Source organism: Thalassotalea sp. Sam97 (assembly GCF_041379765.1).
GTDB lineage: Bacteria > Pseudomonadota > Gammaproteobacteria > Enterobacterales > Alteromonadaceae > Thalassotalea_A > Thalassotalea_A maritima.
The window spans coordinates 966640-983836 of sequence record NZ_CP166919.1 but is presented as its reverse complement, the minus strand read 5'-3'; the positions used below and the strand labels follow the sequence as shown (position 1 = coordinate 983836).

Below are 17197 nucleotides of genomic sequence, written 5' to 3'. Positions count from 1 at the left end.
TAGCATTGCCTTTAGTGTTATTTTTTTGACACTAATACAACACCAACGACAATACATACCGCACCAATAACTCTGGTTACTGACAAGTCAATTTTGGGATAACCAAGTAAGCCATGATGATCATAAAACAGTGATGCTAATACCTGACCACAAACAATAGCAACCGCTAACACCAAAGCGCCAAGCTTTGGCGCTAAATAGATAGACATAGCAATATTAAACGCCCCTAAAAAACCACCAAGCCATGCCCACCAAGGAATAGCTGCCATTGATTGCCCACTAAACCATGGTTCATTTCGCCATAGCGCAATAATGCCAAGCACGATAGTGCCGATTAAAAATGAGATGAACGCGGCTTGTATGGGAGAATGTAAAGCTGTACGCAGCTGTGAGTTAACCCCCGCTTGTGATGCTAATGAACAGCCAACAACAACAGCAAAAACAACCGCTAAATTTAAACTAAGATTAAGCAACGAAATACCCTACTTTTAGATAGCCTCTGCAAAGTGATCTAACCACTCCCTTATACAACTAGTTAAACACTTTATTGGTGTTTCTCAAAGTGCTATGACATTAAATAGAGTAACTCAAAATGTTAACGGCGAGCTAAACCGATAAACAAAACGCTTGTGGTAACTGAAAACGATAAGATTTCTTATCCAAGTCAAATGCCAATAACACAGAGCATAACTGCAAATTTTCATCTGCTTGATAGCTACTGACATCACCATATAATCTATCGCCAATGATTGGAAAACCCATTGCGGCTAAATGTTTGCGAATTTGATGTTTGCGGCCGGTTCCTAGCTGAACATTAAGTAATGTGCGCTGTTGCTCATGGTTAAAATGAGCAAGTTCGAACAGAGTAAGTGCCGATTTGTCATCAATAGGTAGCTCACTTTTACACGGCAATTTTTCCCGCATATCACCGCTTACCAACGCTTGATAGCGCTTATCTATGCCTCGCTGCGCAAACAATTGCGTTAATGTACGAGCCATCGCCTTAGTGTGCGCCAGGACAATTAACCCCGTCGTCGCTCTATCAAGCCTATGGACCAAAAACACCGGACGTTGTGGGGTCAAATGCGTCTCAACAAAACGGTTAATGGTGGTGTGATCGCCCCATTTAGAACCATTGCATTGCATCGCAAACGGCTTATACCAAACACTAAAGTCGCCTTCATCGGCAATAAGTACAGCGTCTTCGACTTGTTGACTCAGTATCTTTTCGTCGTAGTAAAGCTCTATGCTATCGCCAATTTTCAATGCTTTTTTCGCACGACGCAAACGCATTAGCGTGCGCCCTCGCTTATGCCAAACACAACCTTTTTGCATCGCCTGCTTAATGGTTGCTATCGACAATCGACTTGCTGAGGCTAAGTATTGAACGGCGTTTACCTGCTCATCGTCAACGGTTACCTGAATATGTTGGCGAGAGGGACTCAAAAGTGGTGTCATATTAATTACGTATCGGTGTTACCGTTATTGACGAAGAAGATTATTGTAACCAATGCCACCTATATCAACAATGTCGATGTCGATGGCATTGGTTACAAACTAACTGAGCCAGCGCTGAAATTTATTTTTACGCCACAGCAACAACAAGAAAATTATTGCTAAATAAATGCTCGGCTCAATAGTTTCCGACTTTACCGACCAATAAAAATGTATTCCAACCAATAACGTTAATAGATAATTAAGGTTATGCAGTGTCTGCCAGCGTTTGCCCATTGCCCGGCGGATTTTAGACCAAGATGTCACAGCTAACATGTTGATAAAAATAAAAGCCAGCATACCAACCGTGATATAGGGTCGTTCAATAACTTCTCCGACAAACAGGCTAAGATCGAGTTGCAATTCAAACAAAAAGAAATTCATCACATGGAGCAAGGCAAATAATGCAGCATACAAACCCAGCAGTCGCCGAGTGCGTATTAATCGCCCCTGTTGCAACAGTTTAGCCAGTGGCGAAACCGATAACGTCAACAGCAATAGGTTTAATGAACTTATTCCAGTGAAGTGAATAATTGCCTCTACGGGATCTGCGCCAAACTGATCGGTAATGGCAAGAAAGTAATAATAACCAAGCGGACAAAGGCATGCCAAATGAATGATGATTTTCAGTATTACAACGTTTGCCTTCATATTAATAATCAATCACTTATATTCATCAAGCTACCTTTAGGTCATAGCCCCTAGTAATTTTTCCGTAAATCAATATTGCTATACATATCCGCAACAAACTTGCCGTACCCATTGAACAAGGTGGTATCGATACGATTACGTGCAAATAACCCGCCGGTTGTAATGCGTCGCTCACTTTTTTGTGACCAACGGGGATGATCAACATCAGGATTCACATTAGCATAAAAGCCGTATTCATGTGGTGCCAGCATATTCCATGTCGTTTTAGGCTGCTGCTCTGTTAGCTCGATATCGACAATAGATTTAATGCTCTTAAAACCGTACTTCCAGGGGACCACCAGACGTATCGGAGCACCGTTTTGTGGTGGCAATGTTTTACCATAGAGCCCTACCGACATTATCGTCAGATCATTCATGGCTTCGTCTATACGCAGGCCTTCTTGATAAGGGTAATCAATGCCGCCGCCTAAAAAGCGGTTTGCTTGTCCGGGCATTTGTTTCGGATCGTATAAGGTGGTGAATTTGACATACTTAGCCCGACTAGTCGGTTCAACCGAGCGCAGCAAACTTGCAAGACTAAAACCAAGCCAAGGGATCACCATTGACCATGCTTCAACGCAACGCAGGCGATAAACCCGCTCTTCAATATCAAAACGCTTGAACAGATCATCATAATCAAGGGTGCGCGGCTTATTCACTTCACCATGCACTTTAACTTGCCATGGATTGGTACGAAAGTTTGTAGCTAACTCTGCGGGTTGGTGTTTCTGCGCGCCAAACTCATAAAAGTTGTTATGGCTTATCACTTTCGCTTCAGGGGTTAAAGGCTCGTTGATTGTTTGCTTATTGGAGCTATTAAATGCTAATGGCCGGCGATTGTCATTACTTCTCGCCAATGCTTGCATCGGTGCCACAGAAGACAACAAGGTGCCGGCACCAATAAACCCCATACCTTTGAGCAGGTGCCGACGTTCGATATAAACCGACTCATCTGTAATCGAACTTTCGGCCTCGTTAAAGCCTTTAGCTTTTATCAACACATATCACCTCAAAACGTATCCGTTAATCATTAGATAGTTTTTATACGCATATTATTTCATCATAGATTGATACATACCTGGTTTTGCTACTTTTTAATGCCAAATAAAAAAGCCGATAGTTGGATAACAACTATCGGCTTTGAATGTCTCTTTGCCACATTTATTTCTCCCTTATAAGGAGAAGAAATAATCTGAACATATTATACGCTGGCAGCAACCTTATCTAAGTATTGCACAATATCTTTTGACTCATACATCCACTCTGTGCGCCCGTCTTGGTGCTCTATGCGCAAACATGGTACCGTGCGTTTGCCGCCGTTTGCGACTAAGTCATCCAAATGTGAACCTGTTTTAATATCGCGTAATTCAATATTCAGGCCTTGTCGCTTAATAGCGCGACGAACTTTGACACAAAACGGACAGGCATTTAACTGATATAAGCTAAACGATGCGGTTTGCTTATCGAGCAATTGTTGCTTTTGCGCATCGCGTTTTACTGACTTAGGTGAAAAAATAAAGTTAAACAATAAAATCAGGCGTCCGAGGATAAATCGTACTACAGCCATGTTTACTCCTAGCTTGAAAAATATAAATAAAATAAAGGTCGCACTGACGCATGCTTGTTGTCAGCTAATACAACCTTAATGATAAAAAGCGTTACCAGCCAACCGTTACCACATTAAATCGTCTGGGATCTGGTACGCAGCATATGGATCGTCTTCATCAACGTCATCATCAACCTTGTCGTTAGCAAGTAAGATTACGCGACTATCAATTGTCGCCAGTTTCTCTGCTGTTTCCGCTGTGACTAAGTAGCTGATATCGTCTAACGCACATATCGCCAAACGGCCATTTATTAAAGCTTGCTGTGTTTTTGGGTTAACAAATAACTTTTTAACTTTACCGTTATCCGTGTAGTTATATTCAATTTCACCATCCGTTTCTTTAATGTGATGATGTTCAAGAATTTGCAATAAACGGTGATGTTGCTCTTTGTCAGCCAGCTGCTGCTTACGCTGCTCGTTCAAAGCTTTATCTTTTGCCGCTTTTTCTGCTTTCGCTTGAGCTAAGTCTAGCTTTACTTGCTCTTGCAATGTTGCTTCAACTTGCACTCCGCTGCGTTGCTGTTTTTTCTTTTTGCGTCTATCGCTATTGGCTTGACGGGTCTTTTGCTTGGTGGTTAGACCCGCTTTTAATAATTGATCCTGTAATGACGACATAACTTGCTTACCGAATAATAGTTACCGAACAAATGTTAAATACGGCGACATAATAACAGATTAAAAGTTTTTCGTTGACAGTTTTCACCATCGTCAATAGAGTAATTGCATAAGCAGATGAATCCTAATGCCTTTATTGTGTCTGTATGTTTATGTCGACGCGCCGGGATACACTGTTCTATCAATACATCTAACAATACGCTGCAAACCTCCTATAGCGGAGGTTTTTTCATTTTTATCGAGCAGCGAATAAATGCAACAAGGTAATCAACATGACGGACACATTAGATTTAAATTTGATCAGAGAGCAAATCACCGAATTAGATCAAGAGTTGCTCAGCTTATTTGCTAAACGTCGCTCGCTTACATTAAATGTTGCTAAAAGCAAGGCCCATCAGGTTCGTCCGGTTAGAGATCAGCAACGTGAACAAGAGCTACTGATACGCCTTATTCAACTTGGCAAAGCGCAAGGTTTGGACGCTCATTATGTAACCAGCATTTTTCAAACCATTATTGAAGACTCGGTGCTCAATCAACAAGCGTTTTTACAACAGCTGAAAAACCCTAACATAAAAACCCCGACAGTTAGTGTTGCCTTTTTAGGTGATAAAGGCTCATATAGCTATTTAGCCTCACATCGCTATTTCTCTCGCCGCGCGGAAGAAATTATTGAATACGGCTGTGACAGCTTTGCCGATATTCTGCATCAAGTTGAGTCAGGTAACGTTGATTACGGCATGCTACCTATCGAAAACACCAGCTCTGGCTCTATCAATGAAGTATACGATTTGTTGCAACACACTAACCTCAATATCGTTGGTGAGCTTTCTCAACCTATCGACCACTGCTTACTGACCCCAGTAAACAGCAAACTGGAAGATATCGAATTGATTTATGCACACGCTCAACCGGCGGTGCAGTGCAGCAACTTTTTGCATAAGCAAGAAGGTATTCGCATTGAATATTGCGACTCAAGCGCACAAGCCATGCAAAAAGCTGCCGAAAGTCAAAGTAAGCATGTCGCTGTTATTGGCGCACAAGAAGGTGGCAAACTTTACGGTTTAATGCCACTGATTAAATCCATTGCGAATCAGCAAGAAAATCACAGTCGCTTTATATTGGTCGCTCGCAAACCTGTTGATGTAGCCGAGCAAATCCCGGCAAAAACCACGTTCATTATGGCAACAGGGCAAAATCCTGGTGCATTGGTTGACTGTCTTATCGTATTAAAAGACTACGGCATTAATATGACGAAATTAGAATCGAGACCAATCCAAGGGCGTCCATGGGAAGAGATGTTTTACATCGATGTAGAAGCCAATTTAAAGACCCCTGAAATGCAAGAAACGTTGTCTAAGCTGACGCAATTAACCCGCTTTATTAAGGTGCTGGGTTGTTACGCAAGTGAGCAAATTAAACCGACCCAAGTTCCAGCTACCATCATCGACTAATGTTAGCTAGCTTATAACGTAAAAAAGCGCGGTAAGATAAATCTTATCCGCGCTTTTTGCATTTTGGAGCCTAAGTTATAGCTGATACCTATTTACTGTGCTCAATTTGTTGCTCTAACTGCTGGCTAATCGTCTCTGGTGACTGAGTATTACGACATAACCAATAATAAGCGCCTGGCACAATAAACAAAGTAAATATGGTAGCAATACTTACCCCAGCGAAAATAACCACTCCCAATACCATACGACTTTCAGCACCTGGACCAATGGCAATCACGAGTGGAATTGCACTCATCACCGTGGTAAACGTTGTCATGACAATAGGACGCAAACGACGCTTTGATGCTTGAATAACTGCCTCGCCAAACTCAACTTGACGGTCTCGTAATTGATTCGCAAATTCAACGATTAAGATACCGTTTTTCGCAGCAAGACCAATCAACATAACAATGCCGATTTGGCTGTAAATATTTAAACTCATCCCCATAAGGTGTAAACCAAGCAAACCACCGACTAATGCCAATGGTACGGTTAGCATGATCACCAATGGGTGAATAAAGCTTTCAAATTGAGCAGCCAAGACCAAAAAGGTAATAAGAATGGCTAAGCCAAAGATAAACACCATAGAGCTACCGCCCTCTTTAAGCTTCAATGACTGACCTGTGTAATCAACTGATGCTTCAACCGGTAATTCTTGTTTAACCACGTCATTTAAAAACTCAAGTGCTTCCCCTAAGGTGTAGCCCTCAGCCAAGTTGCCTGACAGGGTAATTGAGCGCAAACGATTGTATCGATTAAGTTGTTTGGCACGAGCGTTTTCACTGAAGCTAACTAAGTTAGACAAAGGGATCAGTTCGCCGGTTGCTTGCGAGCGCACGTAAATATTATCAATCGCACTTGGACTACGAAAATCGCTTTCGTCACCTTCTAGCACTACATCGTATTCTTCACCACGTTCAATATAGGTGGTCACGCGGCGGCTACCCAGCATGGTTTCTAGGGTTGCGCCAATATCGCCTACCGATACACCTAAATCTGACGCACGCGCGCGGTCAATATTAACTAAAACCTGTGGAGACGTTTCTTTGTAGTCACTTTCTAGGCCAATAATACCTGGGTTTTCAGCAGCTTTAGCTAAAATGATATCGCGCCAGCGAGCTAACTCGTCATAACTATTACCTTGTAATACAAAGCCAATCGGACGGCCGCCGCCACTGCGCCCACCTAAACCACCGCGGCTCATAATAAAGGCGCGTACATCGGTAACTTCTGCAAGCTCACGGTTAAACTTAGAAATAAACTCTGTTGTTGAGATTTCACGTTCTTGCCATGGTGGCATACCAATAATGGCAATACCGCCGGTACCACCAAAGCCAGGAACACGAACAATAACCCGTTCTAAGGTCCCCTGTTGATGGTGATGCAACAGCTTTTTCTCAATCTGCTGCATGTTGCTGACATTACTTTCATAACTGGCGCCCTCGGCACCACTCATAATCAAAAATGCACCGCCGCGATCTTCTTTAGGCGCGTATTCATTCGGCAGTTGGTTAAATAGGCTATACAGCAACGCAAAAGCTAGCATCATAACAACCGTTAGCATAATCGGTTGCTGAATTGCCGAACGCAGCACATTTTCATAACGTTGCTCAAACTTAGCAAAGCCACGATCAAGTAGTTGTCCAAATGACGAGCTACGTTGGCGATGTTTGAGCAACTTAGAGCACATCATAGGTGTTAGTGACAATGCGGTTAAACTCGAAAAAACAACCGCGGCAGCGATAGCCAAGGCAAATTCTGTAAATAAGCGCCCGATGTCACCCGACATAAATACTAATGGCACAAATACCGCTACCAACACAAGGGTGGTCGCAATAACAGCAAAGGCAACTTCACGTCCGCCGTTATAAGCCGCCATCAATGGCGCCTCACCATTTTCGATTCGACGGTAAATGTTTTCAAGTACAACGATAGCGTCATCGACAACTAGACCAATGGCTAAAACTAAGGCAAGTAGCGTCAATAAGTTAATAGAAAAACCAAACGCACTTAATGCCAGCATAGAACCAACTAATGCAACTGGCACAGTTACCGCTGGGATCAAAGTAGCACGAATATTACCAAGGAAGACGAAAATGACCAAAACCACCATAAGCATGGCTATACCTAAGGTTTGATATACTTCATCAATAGATTCTTTAATAAAAATAGACGAGTCGTAACTCGGTACAATGGTCGTGCCTTGCGGTAAGTTATTCTTTATAAGCTCCATTTCTTTGCGAGCTGCTTCGACGACAGAAATGGTATTGGCTGTAGACTGTTTAATGATGCCTAGTCCCACCATGTTACGGCCATTACCTTTAAACATGGTGTCTTCATCTTCAGCCATAACTTGCACACTGGCCACATCTGCTAGACGCACCAGAGAGTTATTGTCGCCGCGCGCAACAACCATATTAGCAAAGTCCTGCTCCGTTATATAGCTACGGGCGACACGAACACTGAAGTCGCGTTCAACAGACTCAATTTCACCGGCGGGTAACTCGACGTTTTCTTTGCGAAGCGTAGACTCGATATCGCTAACGGTAATGTTGCGCGCTGCCATCGCTTGTCGGTTTAGCAAAATTTTCATGGCATAGGTGCGGCCACCGCCAACCCGAACTTCAGCAACACCATTAACCGTGGCAAATCGGTCGGTTATATAACGATTGGCGTAATCCGTTAACTCAAGTGTATTAAACACGTCACTTTGCAAGGTAAACCAAGCGATGACGTCACCGTCATCATTGGCTTTTTGAACCTCTGGCGGATCCGCTTGCTCAGGTAAGCGCCTTACCGAAGAGGATATTTTATCTCGTACATCGTTGGCGGCACCATCGATGTCACGATCAATTTCAAACTCAATGGTAATACTCGAGCGTCCATCACGAGAACGTGAAGTGATACTTTTAACGCCTTCGATACCATTAATTTTGTCTTCAAGGATTTGCGTGATTTTGGTTTCGACTATCGCCGCAGATGCACCAGGGTAACTGGTTGAAACGGTGACAATCGGCTTGTCAGTATCAGGGTATTCCCGCAACGGCAATGTTAAAAAAGCAACAATACCAAATGTGACAATTAATAAGTTTAATACGGTGGCAAAGACAGGACGCTTTACCGATAAATCCGATAAAATCATCCGATTTACTCCTTCGCGTCTGCGGTGCTAACTTGGGCACCTTCACGTAACTTCAATGCCCCTTCAGTTACCACTTGCTGACCTTCAACTAGACCCGCGGTGATTTCAACCGTGCCTGGCTTGCGGCGGCCAATTTCAACATTGATACGCTTTGCCACACCATCTTGGTTGATAAATACAAAGTGCTTGTCCTCAAATGGAATGATGCCACTTTCTGGAATTTGCAATACTCGCTCAATATCTCGTTGTAAGATGATGCTCATCAGCATACCCGGACGCAGTTTTCTTTCGGTATTGGCAAGTTCAGCACGAACCTTAACCGTGCGCGTTGTCGCATCGACGCGTGGCGAAATACTGGTCACTTTACCGCTAAAAGCTTGTCCTTTGAACGCAATATTGCTGGCGTTGATAATTTGGCCGATGGCGATGGTATTGATAAAGCGCTCAGGTATAGTGAAATCGACTTTTATAACAGAGATATCATCCAATGAGGTGATTTCATCGCCGTTGCTAACTAATGCACCGTTACTAACCTGGCGAAAACCTAACTGGCCGTCAAACGGCGCGCGAATGGTTAAATTACTCAATACCGCTTTAGCGCTTTGCAGTTGCGCTTGTAGCGCTGTGACTTTGGCTTTTTGCTCATCTACTTGAGCAACCGAGGCCACATTGGACTTTAACAATTCACGAAAACGCTTTAATTGCGCAGTGGCAATATCAAGGTTGGCTTGTAATTCAGCAATCTTTGCTTGCTCTTCGTCTTTGGCAAGTTCAACAAGTACTTGGCCTTTGGTCACCGACTCACCATCTTCAAAATGGACAGACTCAACAATATCGGAGTATTGCGCAGTGATCATTACCTGTTCATTTGCCTTAGCTGTACCTAAGGCTTCAAATTCATCACTAAAATCAGCAATAACTGCAGGGCTTGTGACAACACTAACCACTCGTGCACCGCGAGAGCGTGATTGCTGTTCTTCAGGCAGATTAATATAGATAAGAAGCGCTAATAAAATAGCGGCGAGGATGAAAATCGGCCAATGAGAGGTTTTGTTATTTTCCATGATCAAGGGTATCCAACAATAACAATGATAAAAAGTGCCGGCACTATATCGCAATTTGTAACAACAAACGATTCTTATTCGCTGAACAACCGATTTTTTAGGTTAAAAATCATCTCCATATATTTGCTAACGCTCGTTACAAACGCGTGTTAGTTTGTTAAAGATCACTGCCATCGATTATTTAACTCGACCTTGATAACGTTTATAATCGATGTTTGTAAATAACCACTTATCTCAGCATACGGAACTTTTATGAATAAACTTGCGATTGTCGCTGCCAGCTTACTGTTAATTTTTGGCGCCGCTTTATGGTATTTAGCCTCGGCAGATTGGAACGGCTTTGTTCGTAGCCAAATCGAAATCCAGGGCAGTAAGCTAACACAAACCCCGGTAACGGTTACCGACGTAAAGATTCATGTAAACGAAGGTTTTGGTGGTATTTACGGACTTGCAATCAGCAACCCTCAGCAATATCAAAACGTTAATGCCATGTATGTGAGCGAAATTTCGCTTGATATCGATTCAACCACTTTAGGTAAACAACCGGTTGTGCTTGATGCCGTTAAATTAATAAACCCGCAAGTGTTTGTTGAGCTTGATTCAAAAGGAAACAATAACATTGAACAGTTGCTGGCAACCATCAACAGTCAGTTTGATGAACATGGCGAGCCCAAATCAACCGAGCCGGAATCAAAGCGCAAAAGCGATAAGCCTGAAACGCGTATTGTTATTAATAACCTTGAACTTTCGGGCCTGGTACTGACTTTAGATTTTACCCAAGTGAGTGGGAAAACCCATAACATTGAAATCCCATCGGTCACGTTAGGAAACATTGGTGGTGAGCAAGGAATTCCAAGCAGTCAATTAGGCGCGGTTATCGCTAAAGAGCTACTTCAAGCCATTATTACAGAGACCGATAAACAATATGGTTTACAATTAAAAGAAAAGTTTAATGAGACCAAAAAGCAGCTGTTGAACAAGTTGAAAAGTAAACTGATGGAAATCCTTTGAGCGATAAAAAGCCAACATTAAAATATCAGATTAAAAGTAATGCGATAGCCATTATATCAATGATTATCGCTATCACCTCGCTATCGTACAATACTTGGCGTAATGAGATGAGCGAACATAATCGTAATGTCCGCACCTCATCTTTCCAAATATTAATGGCACTGGCCGATCTGCAACTGCAAGTTGATCACGCCTACTACAGCGATGGCCAGTTCGATAACATTAAAGGCTGGCGCAACGTGCTATACATTCAAGACTTATCCCATACCGTCAATCATGACGTCGAGCAAGCAGCCAATACTCTGCACAAAGTATGGAGCGAAAATTGGCAACAGCTTACCCTCGCTGAAGACAGTAACAAGAGCGTTAATAATGCTATCGAAAAAACTCGGCAACATGTACTCGACACCCTCAATCGCTTAAACTAAAGCGGATCGGCGCTAAGCTCGTACTATTCCTCGTAAAAACATTAAGACTTGTCAACAACATTAAGCTTGGGCCAAATTTGTAGCCAGTTTTTAGTCGCTATACGTTTTTCAAAAAAGTGTCTAGGTCGCTTGTCATTGTAAGTCAGCTGCAAAGCAAATAACGAGTCAAAGCCATAAGCCGCAATACATTGAAATTTATCATCGCTCAGCTTGCGAATGGCAACCGCCGTTTCTTTTTCGATCCAATACGATAACGCATCTAAGGTGTTTTTATAAGGCGCATGGTGGTTACGAACATGCATTAACGCTTGATTTTTCACCTGCCAGTTTAGCTCTGGCATTTGCCGGTTAAGTTGTTGCTGATAAACAAGGGCTTGTTGCTTATCAGTTTCTGCGCTATCAAAATAAACCACATCAACATCATTTAACGGTGTTGGTGTCGCCTTATCGTGTAGGTGATCCCAAACTAAATTACGTACAAAACCGGCGCCAATATAAGCATCGAGCAAATTTAATTCCCGTACGCACTGCAAAGCCCGTAGCCGCGTTTCATCGGCTCGCACAAGGGCAATGATTTTATCGATAAATGGTTGTTGATCCTGCATGATTAAACTTATATCAGTGGCTCATAAACTAAAAAACGGCTGTAAGTACAACCGTTGTTAGATAGCGATGAGACTGCCAGTCACAAACTCACCGGCACAGACATTCTCAAGGTTACAAGCTAGCTTGGTAAATCGCCCAAATATCTTCAGCTAAGCTTTGTTGCGGGCGTTCAATAATGCGCCCTAGCACATGCTCATTCACCTTAACAATGATCGTTGGCGTGAATTCAACCCCTGCCTGTTTAGCGAGGTTTTGTGGGTCAGTCTTTTGTCGGTCCAGACCAACCATATTAATCACCACATTGCTATTTGCATAAAGTTTCAATAATTTTGGTACTTCACGCTGACTATCATGACACCAAGTGCCCAAGTACACATCCATGCTCAACTTGGTACCTGCGGCAATGGCACGGTTCAGCTTCTCTACTGCGGCGAGCTCACTCGAGCTTGGTTGATATTCTGTGTAGTTATCGGCAAATTTAGGAAAATCCTCGAGTAATTGGCCTTGCTCTAATGCACCGATGTGGTCTGTCATGCCTTCATCAGCACGGGTTACTGACATACCGAGCAAACTGCACGTGAATAGCATCAGCACAACCGCTTGTTGATAGCCTTTATTAATTTTTTTAGAGAAAATGGCGCGAAACATCATAGTCTATCCTTGTTTGAGTACCTTGTCTGTTAATCTCTATCAGAGATTATGGCAATGGCTATTTGTCTTTAGTTTTTGCTAGCATTTTACTCGACTCTTGTAAAAACAGTTGAGCATCATCTCCAAACCATTCAGCCACTTGATTAAATTTGTCGATGAAGGCCAGCTTATCACCTTGCTCAACATCTGCCAACATCGCGAGAAACCGATCGGCAAAGCGTTTCATCATGGCAACATTATCTTTATTCGCAAAAATAATATCTGCGTATAACTGTGGATCTTGGGCAAATAAACGCCCGACCATAGCAAGCTCTAAACGATAAATAGGCGAGCTCATGGCCAATAACGGTTGCAAGTCAACCTGCTCTTGCATTAAATGGTAACCATAACAAGCCGTAGAGAAGTGACGCATAACCTGAACCATCGCCATAGCTTGATCATGATCGCTTGGGCTGACTTCATATAAATTGGCGCCCCAAACTTGAAACTGTTGCAGTAACCACTGATATTGGCTCGCTAAGCGACCATGACAAACAATAATCGTTTGCTTGATAAATCCGGTGACATCGGGGCCAAACATTGGGTGCAAACCAACAACAGGACCTTGGTGAGCCGTTAACATTGCTGCTAATGGTTGCTGTTTAATACTGGTAATGTCTGCCAAAATACAGTCATCGCCCAGAGAATTTAACTGAGCAATAATTTTATCGGTTTGATTTATCGGCACTGCAACAATCACTAACTGTGCTCCAGCTAATATTGCTCTAGCATGCTGCCAATCGTTTTTGTCTAAAACTTCTACCCGATAACCCGTGCGCTCAAATAAATCAACAAACACAGCACCTAATTGCCCCTGGCCACCAACCACTACCACCTTGTTGATACTAGGCTGAACACACTGGTATCCTTGCTCGTCTTGGGATTGATATGAATCATTCATAATCCGACGATAAATATCATCAATTAGCTGCTCGTTAACACCTAGCTGGTGGCCTTGCGCCTTAAGTTTATCTAACAATTGACGCTCACGCTCCGGCGCAAAAATAGGCATACCAACTTGGCTTTTAAGTTCGCCTACTTTTTGCGTCACTTGCCGACGTTTTGCTAGTAGAGCCAGTAATTGACTATCAATGTCATCAATATCCTTGCGACAAGCGTCGAGTTTTTGCTGGAAATCTTTCATCGGCTATGCTTCTTATTTCTCTAACGTTCTTATAACGATTGGTGTCGAGACATTAAGACCGGTTTCAGTTTATTGTACATGCTCGCCATCAATTGCTCGGTAGTTTGCCAACCGATACAAGCATCAGTGACCGAGACGCCATAGGTTAATTGCGACTTATCAAGATCGGCACTTTGCTTACCATCATGTAAATGACTCTCTAACATCAAACCGATGATCGATTGGTTGCCTTCACAGATTTGATTCACCACATTATCTGCAACCAAAGGTTGACGGTTATGATCTTTACTCGAATTGGCATGCGAGCAATCGACAATCAAGGCATTGGCTAACCCAGCCTTTGTTAACTGTTGCTCACAAATAGCGACATTCACCGAGTCATAATTCGGTTGCTTACCACCACGCAGAATCACATGGCCATCGGGGTTGCCTGACGTTTTAATTAACGCCACTTGACCATCTCGGTTTATGCCCATAAAGCGGTGTGATGAGGCGGCCGATTGCATGGCATTAATGGCGACATCAAGAGATCCGTTGGTACCATTTTTAAAGCCTATAGGCATCGATAAGCCGCTCGCCATTTCTCGATGCGTTTGTGACTCGGTCGTACGTGCACCAATTGCTGACCAACTAAATAACTCAGCTAAATATTGAGGTGAAATAGGATCTAACGCTTCGGTTGCCAGAGGCAAACCCAACTCGGTTAAATACAACAATAATTCACGTGCTGTTTCTAAGCCAGTTGCTACGTCAAAACTGCCATCCATATGTGGATCGTTAATCAGCCCTTTCCAACCCACCGTGGTGCGCGGTTTTTCAAAGTATACGCGCATAACAATATACATACTGTCTTGATACTTATCGTGTAATGATTTTAATTTGCGACCATACTCTTTGGCCGCCTCAACATCATGTACCGAGCATGGACCACTGATCACGAGTAAGCGTGGGTCGCGCTTGTGGACGATATTGCTAATGGTTTGCCTAGCATTGAGAATAAACTGACGATCTGCATCCGTTAGTGGTAGCTTAGCCTTAAGCTCATTTGGGCTGATCAAAACTTCTTCGGAATTAACGTGAATATCACTTAATTTGATGCGTTGCATAATGGTTTCCAGGTTGTCGCGTTAGATATAAAACAGTATTTATTAGGGTAAATAAATTGCCGGGTGCGGCAAAGGTTACTAGCTCAGACTAGTAATACAGGTAGGTATAGCGATAATATCGAAAAGCAGAAGATTGGACGATCATATATCTGGTTATCGCTTAGATAATTAATAATGAGCCAAATGGCTACAAATAACAAATCGGGTACTTACAAAGCTAACCCGAACCCTATGAAAATAGTTTTACCAAGGTTTTGGCATATTTGGCAAGTATTAATTACACAAATGTATCAGTTTGTTTTACAAAGCTAAAAATCAATCAACTTTCATTTACTAAACTGTAGGCGATCACGTAAAGCTCTTCAGTATCGGGATAAATATCGCGAATCACCGACTTTAGCTGAGCTAATGTCATGTTTTCTTGCGTTGCATGGAAATCATTTAGCTCGGAGAATTGAATAGGGGTTACCGAGTCAATCTTTAAAGCGCAAAACCAGCGATTGTCTTCATATGTCGATACTTGCACTATCGAATTGGCTTGGTAATTGTTTTCCGATTCATCTCGTATGGTAATGGTCTTTTGGCCGGATAGAATATCGGCTTCAAAACGTTCGAAAAACGTCATTTCTGTTCGGTACATTACGCTCTCCATATAAAGGTTCGTTATCATCAACAATGACAAAACCAAACAAAAAGGGAGTAGCTAGACTCTAATGCCGTTCACTTAAGGTGAGCGGCATTGTTTTTTCTAGGATAACGACTAGGTCGTTTTTTTACACTCCTTGGGAATGTTCTTTGTCTTCTCGGTTCTAATATGAGGCTTCCAGCCATACTATAGAAGCTTTTAAGGTGCTGTGGAACTGCGCCTGGCGATGAGTAAGGAAGACCGACTAGCAATCTCATAATATGAGCAAGCGCGCCATTAAAGCTGAGCTGATACGGTAAATAGTCGCCTTTGAGACTGTAGCACATCTGGACCATTTGATACCGAATGAGGTTATAGGTTAACAGTACGCCCCAGAGCTCCTGTTTGACGAGTTCGGGTAGACGACTTCTCAATGTCAATCTGTTGCCAAACATATATTGCTTCTGCTCCCTGTAGCCAAGTTCAATTTCCCATCGATGACTATATAAATCGGCTATGTCCGCACTAGGATAGCGCATAGGGTCAACCATGGATGTAAGCACATCATATTGCTTTCCCTTTACCGTTCTGGATATCAGTCGGACAATAAGCTCTTTTGGTAACTCAGGAAATAGTTTTCTCGCTCGGGGATTGCTTGTCAGTTTGATAAGCTTATCCTGACGACCTAACTTACGTATAACTTCATATTGAGTATTCTTTTTTAACGGTATAAGCCAATGGCGTTCAGTCCCCGTTGTTTGCCATTTGTGCAGCAAGCCAAGCGAGTAAAAACCACGGTCAAATAGGGTCAGACTATTATCTGGTGTCGTTTCAATTAATTGCTGGGCCAGTACCATTTCATTCACGCTATAACAATCAAATGCGCTGCCGGTAATTAAATGACTGCTTAATTCCATTTGGCAGACCATACGTACTTGTGGATACTGGGTTTCAAGACCATCACGGTTAGTTGGCTTAAGGAAGGATTCATTATTCTGTGGCGTATCTTCTGTCCGCCAAACTACCCCGTCTACGCCTAACAACGTTAGCCCATTCCACGTCGGTAATTTTGCATGTTCATACCAATGACGTCCCGTACATTCAAACAAAGCTTTGGCAGCCGCCTCTCCTAAATCCTTTCGACGTTGAGTGAGCGCGCTTGGAGCAACAAAAGGCTTACCTTCTCTATCAACAATATCAAGCATGTTTACTACATCTGCCATAGACTTGTCGTTATAAATAGCCATACCGACAAGTAACCATGCCATAGATTCTAAAGTTAACTTTCGCTTTCTCAGCGTCACAGTATCCGAAAGCTGATAGGCCTCTTCGATGAGTTTTAACGGCAGCATGTCTGCCAATGTTTCAACTTGATTGGGCTTGAAGTTGTTGATGATGTCTAGAGCCTGAGATACGTGCATAAAAAAATCCGATAAACGATGTTTATCGGATTTTTACATACTGTGCGGATCGTTCAACTGATCCT

At 42.7% G+C, this 17197-nt stretch carries 17 protein-coding genes; 3 read left to right on the top strand and 14 right to left on the bottom strand.

What is annotated here, in order from left to right; translation table 11 throughout:
* Nucleotides 1-17: 17 nt before the first annotated feature.
* The 6 genes from ACAX20_RS04325 to ACAX20_RS04300 all read right to left on the bottom strand — a co-directional run bounded on the left by ACAX20_RS04325 (nt 18) and on the right by ACAX20_RS04300 (nt 4405).
* Complete coding sequence (locus ACAX20_RS04325) at nt 18-473, bottom strand: DMT family transporter (protein WP_371188856.1); 456 nt, start codon at nt 471-473, stop codon at nt 18-20.
* A 133-nt stretch (nt 474-606) separates the two neighbouring features.
* Complete coding sequence (locus tag ACAX20_RS04320) at nt 607-1458, bottom strand: pseudouridine synthase family protein (protein ID WP_371188855.1); 852 nt, start codon at nt 1456-1458, stop codon at nt 607-609.
* A gap of 99 nt (nt 1459-1557) precedes the next feature.
* A complete protein-coding gene (msrQ, locus tag ACAX20_RS04315) occupies nt 1558-2145 on the bottom strand; it encodes a protein-methionine-sulfoxide reductase heme-binding subunit MsrQ (RefSeq protein WP_371188853.1) in 588 nt (195 codons plus the stop codon).
* Between the two features lie 50 nt (nt 2146-2195).
* Nucleotides 2196-3185, bottom strand: a complete 990-nt coding sequence (gene msrP, locus ACAX20_RS04310) for a protein-methionine-sulfoxide reductase catalytic subunit MsrP (RefSeq protein WP_371188852.1) — start codon at nt 3183-3185, stop codon at nt 2196-2198.
* A gap of 200 nt (nt 3186-3385) precedes the next feature.
* Entirely contained in the window at nt 3386-3751 is a 366-nt protein-coding gene (locus ACAX20_RS04305) for a glutaredoxin family protein (RefSeq protein WP_371188850.1), read from the bottom strand.
* 105 nt (nt 3752-3856) lie between these two features.
* A complete protein-coding gene (locus tag ACAX20_RS04300; RefSeq protein ID WP_371188849.1) occupies nt 3857-4405 on the bottom strand; it encodes a DUF2058 domain-containing protein in 549 nt (182 codons plus the stop codon).
* 272 nt (nt 4406-4677) lie between these two features.
* On the opposite strand from ACAX20_RS04300, the gene ACAX20_RS04295 reads away from it, so the two are divergent.
* Nucleotides 4678-5856 carry a chorismate mutase gene (locus tag ACAX20_RS04295; protein ID WP_371188848.1) on the top strand — a complete coding sequence of 393 codons (1179 nt, stop codon included), beginning with the start codon at nt 4678-4680 and terminating at the stop codon, nt 5854-5856.
* Nucleotides 5857-5944: 88 nt separating this feature from the next.
* Here the strand turns inward: ACAX20_RS04295 and ACAX20_RS04290 are convergent, their stop codons facing one another.
* Together ACAX20_RS04290 and ACAX20_RS04285 are read right to left on the bottom strand one after the other, a co-directional pair.
* Entirely contained in the window at nt 5945-9037 is a 3093-nt protein-coding gene (locus ACAX20_RS04290) for an efflux RND transporter permease subunit (RefSeq protein ID WP_371188846.1), read from the bottom strand.
* 5 nt (nt 9038-9042) lie between these two features.
* Entirely contained in the window at nt 9043-10101 is a 1059-nt protein-coding gene (locus ACAX20_RS04285; protein ID WP_371188844.1) for an efflux RND transporter periplasmic adaptor subunit, read from the bottom strand.
* A gap of 252 nt (nt 10102-10353) precedes the next feature.
* Here ACAX20_RS04285 and ACAX20_RS04280 point away from each other — a divergent pair, with 252 nt between their 5' ends.
* Both ACAX20_RS04280 and ACAX20_RS04275 read left to right on the top strand, forming a co-directional pair.
* Entirely contained in the window at nt 10354-11112 is a 759-nt protein-coding gene (locus ACAX20_RS04280) for a hypothetical protein (RefSeq protein WP_371188842.1), read from the top strand.
* A complete protein-coding gene (locus tag ACAX20_RS04275; RefSeq protein ID WP_371188840.1) occupies nt 11109-11540 on the top strand; it encodes a hypothetical protein in 432 nt (143 codons plus the stop codon). Before ACAX20_RS04280 ends, ACAX20_RS04275 begins: the two co-directional genes overlap by 4 nt.
* 41 nt (nt 11541-11581) lie before the next feature.
* On the opposite strand, the gene ACAX20_RS04270 is transcribed toward ACAX20_RS04275, so the two are convergent.
* The 6 genes from ACAX20_RS04270 to ACAX20_RS04245 all read right to left on the bottom strand — a co-directional run bounded on the left by ACAX20_RS04270 (nt 11582) and on the right by ACAX20_RS04245 (nt 17132).
* Nucleotides 11582-12145, bottom strand: coding sequence for a nucleotidyltransferase family protein (locus tag ACAX20_RS04270; protein ID WP_371188839.1), 564 nt, complete (start codon nt 12143-12145; stop codon nt 11582-11584).
* Between the two features lie 112 nt (nt 12146-12257).
* Nucleotides 12258-12797, bottom strand: a complete 540-nt coding sequence (locus ACAX20_RS04265; RefSeq protein WP_371188838.1) for a thioredoxin — start codon at nt 12795-12797, stop codon at nt 12258-12260.
* Nucleotides 12798-12855: 58 nt separating this feature from the next.
* Nucleotides 12856-13980: a bifunctional chorismate mutase/prephenate dehydrogenase gene (gene tyrA / locus ACAX20_RS04260; protein WP_371188837.1), complete on the bottom strand. Its 1125-nt coding sequence runs from the start codon at nt 13978-13980 to the stop codon at nt 12856-12858.
* 29 nt (nt 13981-14009) lie between these two features.
* Nucleotides 14010-15086: a 3-deoxy-7-phosphoheptulonate synthase gene (locus ACAX20_RS04255; protein WP_371188836.1), complete on the bottom strand. Its 1077-nt coding sequence runs from the start codon at nt 15084-15086 to the stop codon at nt 14010-14012.
* A 319-nt stretch (nt 15087-15405) separates the two neighbouring features.
* On the bottom strand, nt 15406-15726 hold the full coding sequence (yqfB, locus tag ACAX20_RS04250; RefSeq protein WP_371188835.1) for a N(4)-acetylcytidine aminohydrolase: 321 nt from the start codon (nt 15724-15726) through the stop codon (nt 15406-15408).
* 80 nt (nt 15727-15806) lie between these two features.
* Nucleotides 15807-17132 carry an IS4 family transposase gene (locus ACAX20_RS04245; RefSeq protein ID WP_371188834.1) on the bottom strand — a complete coding sequence of 442 codons (1326 nt, stop codon included), beginning with the start codon at nt 17130-17132 and terminating at the stop codon, nt 15807-15809.
* Nucleotides 17133-17197 lie beyond the last annotated feature (65 nt).

Excerpts from the sequence above, each read along its gene's own strand:
- ACAX20_RS04320 (WP_371188855.1), bottom strand. The coding sequence starts at position 1,458 with ATGACACCACTTTTGAGTCCCTCTCGCCAACATATTCAGGTAACCGTT.
- ACAX20_RS04305 (WP_371188850.1), bottom strand. The coding sequence starts at position 3,751 with ATGGCTGTAGTACGATTTATCCTCGGACGCCTGATTTTATTGTTTAAC.
- tyrA (WP_371188837.1), bottom strand. The coding sequence starts at position 13,980 with ATGAAAGATTTCCAGCAAAAACTCGACGCTTGTCGCAAGGATATTGAT.
- ACAX20_RS04290 (WP_371188846.1), bottom strand. The coding sequence starts at position 9,037 with ATGATTTTATCGGATTTATCGGTAAAGCGTCCTGTCTTTGCCACCGTA.
- ACAX20_RS04265 (WP_371188838.1), bottom strand. The coding sequence starts at position 12,797 with ATGATGTTTCGCGCCATTTTCTCTAAAAAAATTAATAAAGGCTATCAA.
- ACAX20_RS04300 (WP_371188849.1), bottom strand. The coding sequence starts at position 4,405 with ATGTCGTCATTACAGGATCAATTATTAAAAGCGGGTCTAACCACCAAG.
- msrQ (WP_371188853.1), bottom strand. The coding sequence starts at position 2,145 with ATGAAGGCAAACGTTGTAATACTGAAAATCATCATTCATTTGGCATGC.
- ACAX20_RS04285 (WP_371188844.1), bottom strand. The coding sequence starts at position 10,101 with ATGGAAAATAACAAAACCTCTCATTGGCCGATTTTCATCCTCGCCGCT.
- ACAX20_RS04280 (WP_371188842.1), top strand. The coding sequence starts at position 10,354 with ATGAATAAACTTGCGATTGTCGCTGCCAGCTTACTGTTAATTTTTGGC.
- ACAX20_RS04270 (WP_371188839.1), bottom strand. The coding sequence starts at position 12,145 with ATGCAGGATCAACAACCATTTATCGATAAAATCATTGCCCTTGTGCGA.
- ACAX20_RS04245 (WP_371188834.1), bottom strand. The coding sequence starts at position 17,132 with ATGCACGTATCTCAGGCTCTAGACATCATCAACAACTTCAAGCCCAAT.
- yqfB (WP_371188835.1), bottom strand. The coding sequence starts at position 15,726 with ATGTACCGAACAGAAATGACGTTTTTCGAACGTTTTGAAGCCGATATT.
- ACAX20_RS04295 (WP_371188848.1), top strand. The coding sequence starts at position 4,678 with ATGACGGACACATTAGATTTAAATTTGATCAGAGAGCAAATCACCGAA.
- ACAX20_RS04255 (WP_371188836.1), bottom strand. The coding sequence starts at position 15,086 with ATGCAACGCATCAAATTAAGTGATATTCACGTTAATTCCGAAGAAGTT.